At 59.3% G+C, this 6,075-nt stretch carries 4 protein-coding genes and 1 pseudogene; 1 reads left to right on the forward strand and 4 read right to left on the reverse strand.

Features of this window, described 5'->3' with window-relative positions; all coding sequences use genetic code 11:
* Positions 1 to 271: 271 nt before the first annotated feature.
* The 4 genes and pseudogenes from EYC95_RS31150 to EYC95_RS29805 all read right to left on the reverse strand — a co-directional run bounded on the left by EYC95_RS31150 (position 272) and on the right by EYC95_RS29805 (position 4,684).
* On the reverse strand, positions 272 to 1,153 hold the full coding sequence (locus tag EYC95_RS31150; protein WP_370655173.1) for a methyl-accepting chemotaxis protein: 882 nt from the start codon (positions 1,151 to 1,153) through the stop codon (positions 272 to 274).
* Positions 1,133 to 2,236, reverse strand: a pseudogene (locus EYC95_RS31155) (HAMP domain-containing protein); the annotation flags it as partial. The pseudogene EYC95_RS31155 and the gene EYC95_RS31150, both read right to left, overlap by 21 nt.
* Before the next feature lie 108 nt (positions 2,237 to 2,344).
* Positions 2,345 to 3,736 (reverse strand): PLP-dependent aminotransferase family protein, encoded by a 1,392-nt coding sequence (locus EYC95_RS29800; RefSeq protein ID WP_131063510.1) that lies wholly within the window; start codon positions 3,734 to 3,736, stop codon positions 2,345 to 2,347.
* A gap of 186 nt (positions 3,737 to 3,922) precedes the next feature.
* Entirely contained in the window at positions 3,923 to 4,684 is a 762-nt protein-coding gene (locus tag EYC95_RS29805; protein ID WP_131063511.1) for an SDR family oxidoreductase, read from the reverse strand.
* Between the two features lie 236 nt (positions 4,685 to 4,920).
* Here EYC95_RS29805 and EYC95_RS29810 point away from each other — a divergent pair, with 236 nt between their 5' ends.
* On the forward strand, positions 4,921 to 5,925 hold the full coding sequence (locus tag EYC95_RS29810) for an NADP-dependent oxidoreductase (protein WP_131063512.1): 1,005 nt from the start codon (positions 4,921 to 4,923) through the stop codon (positions 5,923 to 5,925).
* Positions 5,926 to 6,075: the final 150 nt, after the last annotated feature.

Below are 6,075 nucleotides of genomic sequence, written 5' to 3' on the forward strand. Positions count from 1 at the left end.
CGGTTTACGTTCCACGCTTCCTTCCCACACTCGGTCGCCCTCATGCAGTTGCGCTTCGCTTCATTCGCTGTGGCCAGCTCAAGAGAGGACTTTCACCTCTAGGATGGCGCCCATGCTGGGCGCACAAGTGCCTCGCCGTAAGGGCGAAACCGCCAGCCGCCGTTACCGCAGGAATGGATATGTACACCTGAAAGAGACAGGTCGGCTATCAGGCCGCATCGCGAGCAGGCTCGCTCCTACAGTAGATCTGTGTACATATGCGGGAAAAAGATCAGAGCCGAAAGTGCCCGACCATCCCTTTCAACTCAACCCCCAACTGCGCCAGCTCAATACTCGACGCCGCGTTCCCCCGCATCGCCAACGAAGACTGATCCGCACTCGCCCGAATACTCGTCACACTGCGATTAATCTCCTCGGCCACCGAACTCTGCTCCTCAGCGGCGGCCGCAATCTGCTGATTCATCTGCTGAATCAACGACACCGCCGCCGCAATACTCCCCAGCGCACTCTCGGTCTGCAACGCGTCACTCACCGCCAACTTCACCAGCTCACCACTGTTCTGAATCTGCTGCACCGACGACTGCGCCGCCGAACGCAAGGCACTCACCAGACGCTCAATCTCCTCGGTCGATTGCTGAGTTCGCTTGGCCAGCGCCCGAACCTCATCCGCCACAACCGCAAAGCCCCTGCCCTGCTCGCCGGCCCGAGCCGCCTCAATCGCCGCATTGAGCGCCAACAGATTGGTTTGCTCGGCAACGCTCTTGATCACACTGAGCACCGTGCCAATGTTCTGGATTTCCGCGCTCAAGCTCTCGATGCTCGAACTGGCCGAAGTCGCCGAGTCCGCCAACTGCTCGATCCGCGCCATGCTCTGACGCACCACCTGCTGACCACTTTCAACCTTGCCATCCGCCGTTTGCGCAGCCTGCGCGGCTTCCTCCGCGTTACGCGCAACGTCGTGCACCGTCGCCGTCATCTGATTCATCGCCGTGGCGACCTGCTCGGTTTCTTCCTTCTGGCTACTGACTTCCAGGTTGGTCTGCTCAGTCACCGCCGACAACGATTGAGCCGAACTCGCCAACTGCTCGATACCGGCCTGCAAACCACTGACGATGGTGCTCAGCCCCGCGCCCATCTGCTGCATGGCCTGCATCAACTGGCCGATCTCGTCACGGCGCGTCACTTCCACCGTCGCACTCAAATCACCCGCAGCGATCTGCTGCGCCACACGAATCACACTGCGCAACGGCGCCACGATCAACCGGGTAATCACCCACGCCGCAATCAACCCGACCAGCAACGCCAGCGCCGAGGAGCCGATGATCAGCATCGAGTTCTTTTTCAACTCGGCCTGTATCGACTGGTCTTCGGCGACATAGGCCTGATCGACCCGCTCCACCACTTGCGCAGCACGCTGATGCAGTTGCTCATAGACGGTTTTTTCCTGGGCCAACAGACCGGTGTACTCGGTCAGTTTCTCGCTGAAACTGTTGATGTGCCCCGCCACTTCATTGAGGACAGTCTGATAGCCCTCATCCTTGACCGTGGTTTTCAACTGCTCAGCCTGAACCTGCGCCTGATCGGCCTGTTCGATCTTGCCCTGGCCTGCGCTGTCGTCGCCTTTGCGGCTCTGGTCCAGACGCACACGCGCTTCGTTCATGGCCTGCAACATCAACCGCGAAACCTGGCTGACTTGATTGGCCTGCTCGATGAACTGCCCACCGTCCTTGCCCTCAGACTCCTTCAAGGTATAGGCGCCGTCATCGGCAAGCCCTGCTTGCAGGACATCAAGGTTATTGGCCACGCTGGACACCGACCAACTGGCCATTTCCAGGGCCAGGTCCTTGGCCTGACTCAGCGAGACGAACTCGTCGAAGGCTTTGCGATAAGCCCCCAAGGACTGCTCGACGTCATTCATCACCGGCACGTTGGCCGCTGATGCAGCCTTGAGCTGCGTCGCCAGGGCGATCAGGCCATCAACACCCTCGTGCAGCGCATCGACGGTTTTCGGGTTGCCGTGCAAGGCGTATTCCTGCTCAAGCAATCGCACCTTGAGTAAACCGTTATTGAGCGACGACATCTGCTTAAGCCCGTCGAAGCGATGACTGATGGTTTGCAGGGACCAAACGCCGATGGCTGCCACCAGGGCCGTCAGCAGCAGCACCAGTACAAACCCGACACCCATTTTTTTTGCCATACCGAGGTTGGCAAAACGTCCTTGCACGGCCGAAATCATTGCACTTAGTCCCCTGACATAGTCTGTTGACGCAGATTCGCAACGGGCATACGCCAGCACAAGTCTCTGGCGTCGGAATAATGGCAAAAAGCTACGCCCACGTCGTTTTCAGAACGCTTTAGGTCGATTCGCAGCGGTCGCCTGAAAAAATGCCCGGGCCCGAGGATCGCAGGCATAAGCCACGTTGATGCGCTGCCAGTCACTAACCTGGCCGTCAGGACTGAATGCCGTGGCGGAAGACAGCAGCACACCGAAGCGCCGGGCCTGTTTGCGCACCTGAGCGTAGTCGGACATCCGCGACCGCGCCCAGATGAACAGGCCGCCGGCCGGCTTGCCGAAAACCTCCCACTCGGCGTCTTCGAGCACTTGCAGGGCCGCCTCTCTGTCCGTGTTCAAACGCTGACGCTGACGCTGGACCAGTTTGCGGTACGCGCCGCTGGCCAACAGACACGTCAGCACCGATTCGCAGAACCGTGAGGCGCCCATGCTGCTGATCATCTTGACCTCGGCCAGTTGCGCAACTATCTCGTCACGGGCCACGACAAAGCCAACCCGCAATGAGCTGCTGAGGGTTTTCGAGTAGCTGCCGACGTAGATCACGTTGTCATCGATACCCAACGCAGCGAGGCGGGTGCCGGGGCCGCTGTGCAAATCCGCATAGACGTCATCTTCAATCACCAGCACGCCATGGGTTTTGGTCAGCTGCATAATCTGCTGCGCCACCACAGACGCCAGGCAGCTGCCCGTCGGGTTGTGGTAGAAGCTGTTGATGAACAGCGCTCGGGGTCCGTGCTTGAGCAACAGCGCTTCAAGCTGCGCCGTGTCGGGCCCACGCGGGGTACGCGGCACTTCGATCATCGTCACACCGTGCAGCCTGAGCAGGTCGAACAACAGTGGATAGCCCGGACTTTCCACCACCACGCAATCACCCGGTTTGAGCAAGGTGCGCACGATCAGGTCGAGCCCATGACTGGCACCTGCGGTGGTCAGAATACGGTTTTCGTCCACCTCGATACTGAGCTGTTTAAGGCGCTTGAGGATCTGCACACGCAGGGCTGGCAGGCCCCATGACGTGCTGTAGTTGAACATCCCGGCCATGTCGGTACGGCTGACCTGACGAATCGCGTAGCTCAGGTCGTCCGTTTCACGCCAGCTTTCGGGCAGTCCGCCACAGCCTAATAAAAGTTTGCCCGAGAGGTCGCCCTGCTTCACTTCCGCCCCTTCGAACCAGAGGCATTCCTGTTGCCCCTGAGCGGCCAGCGCCGGTGTGGCGACAATGAAACCGGCGCCATGCCGCGAAGCCAGCACGCCTTGAGTCACCAGGCGCTCACAGGCTTCGACGACGCTGGACTGACTGAGCAGATTGTCCCGCGCGATTTGCCGCGCAGAAGGTAAACGCGTCCCTGGCAGCACCTCGCTCTGACGGAGCCAGACGGCCAGCGCGTCGACGATTTGCTGTACGACCGGCACCAATGCCTGTCGATCGATTCTCAATTCCATGAGCAAGCAAACTCCTGTCCATTTGCGGGGAGCAGTTAATCACAGGTGCGCTTGATCGGATGTGCGACAACGCCGCCAAAACCCTCGGTTCTAACCATTTGAAACACACTTGTCCGGCTCTTTCACGGCGCCATGAAAAAGCCCGCACGTATGCGGGCTTTTTCCTACAGGGCAAACCTTGATTGTTCAGAACGCCGTGACACCACCGTCCACTGCCAGCGAGTGACCGGTCGTAAACGCCGCGCCATCGCTGCACAGATACAGCACCGCGCTGGCGATTTCCTCGACCTTGCCGATGCGGCCGACCGGGTGCATGGCGTTGGCGAACTCGCCCTTCTTCGGGTCCGCTTCATAGGCACGTCGGAACATGTCGGTGTCGATCACCGCCGGGCAGACCGCGTTCACGCGAATCTTTTTCTTGGCGTATTCGATTGCCGCCGACTTGGTCAGGCCAATCACCGCATGTTTCGACGCCGCGTAAATGCTCATCTTCGGCGCAGCACCGAGGCCCGCCACCGAAGCGGTGTTGACGATCGCGCCACCACCCTGGGCCAGCAGCAATGGCAGCTGGTACTTCATGCACAGCCAGACGCCTTTGACGTTAACGCCCATGATCGCGTCGAACTCATCGATCGTGCCTTCAGCCAGTTTGCCTTTCTCGATCTCGATGCCGGCGTTGTTGAAGGCATAGTCCAGACGGCCGTAGGTATTCACCACCTCATCCATCAGATTTTTTACATCGCTTTCCACCGTGACGTTGCAACGCACGAAGGTCGCTTCGCCGCCCGCCGTACGAATCAGTGCCACCGTGCCTTCGCCCCCGGCCGTGTCCATGTCGGCCACCACCACTTTCAACCCTTCAGCGGCGAATGCCTGGGCTGTCGCGCGGCCAATACCGTTGGCAGCGCCGGTCACAACAGCGACCTGGCCGGAAAACGTCATGCTCATTGTTATGTCCTCGAAGAGAAGGATGCGGGGGATCACGTGTTCGCAGTCTAGCCACAGGGGTGAGTGAGACGGCAGCACTATCAGAAGCCCGGTTGGGCGACCATGAGTTGCAGTGATAAAACTGCGGAACTGACTATCACTGCACTGGATCGATGTGCATTCGCCGCATCAGCCAAACTTGCGGCATCGGTCATGAAGGTCTATCAACAAAGCTTCATTCATCTTGAGTGCCAGTCATGACTACCCAGACCAATCGCCAGTTCCTGCTCGCCAAACGTCCGGTGGGCGCGGCAACCCGCGAGACCTTTACCTATCAAGAAGTGCCAGTCGGCGAACCGGCTGCGGGTCAGATCCTGGTCAAAAACGAATACCTGTCCCTGGACCCGGCCATGCGTGGTTGGATGAACGAGGGCAAGTCCTACATTCCGCCGGTCGGTATCGGCGAAGTCATGCGCGCATTGGGTGTAGGCAAAGTCGTTGCCTCGAACAATCCCGGGTTTGCGGTCGGGGACTATGTCAACGGTGCCTTGGGCGTACAGGATTATTTCATCGGCGAGCCACGAGGTTTCTACAAGGTCGATCCGAAACTGGCACCGCTGCCGCGTTACCTGTCAGCGTTGGGCATGACCGGGATGACGGCGTACTTCGCGCTGCTCGATGTCGGCGCCCCCAAGGAAGGTGACACCGTGGTGCTGTCCGGCGCGGCCGGTGCAGTGGGCAGCATTGCCGGGCAGATCGCCAAGATCAAAGGCTGCCGCGTGATCGGCATCGCGGGCGGCGCGGACAAGTGCAAGTTCCTGATCGACGAACTGGGGTTTGACGGCGTCATCGACTACAAGAACGAAGATGTGCATGCGGGCCTGAAGCGTGAATGCCCGAAAGGTGTCGACGTGTATTTCGATAACGTGGGCGGCGATATTCTCGACGCGGTTCTGGGTCGCCTGGCCATGAAGGCGCGGGTGGTGATTTGTGGCGCGATCAGCCAGTACAACAACAAGGAAGCGGTCAAAGGCCCGGCCAACTATTTGTCATTGCTGGTCAACCGTGCGCGAATGGAAGGCTTTGTTGTGATGGATTACGCCGCGCAGTTCGCCGCCGCCGGACAGGAAATGGCCGGGTGGATGGCCAAGGGGCAGCTCAAGAGCAAGGAAGACATTGTTGAAGGGCTGGAGACGTTCCCGGAGACGCTGATGAAATTGTTCAGCGGCGAGAATTTCGGGAAGTTGGTGTTGAAGGTATAAAAGCTTCGCGGGCAAGCCTCGCTCCTTGTATGTTGACCCTGATTCCAACGAGAGAGGTTACGCTTAAGGATTCATACAACAGCAAGTGCGTTTCTGGGGGAGGCCGATCGCTCCTGAAGGCAGGATTTGCTCCTGACCTTGTCTGTAGAG

The sequence above is a fragment of the Pseudomonas sp. BGI-2 genome (assembly GCF_004310295.1).
Classification (GTDB): Bacteria; Pseudomonadota; Gammaproteobacteria; order Pseudomonadales; family Pseudomonadaceae; genus Aquipseudomonas.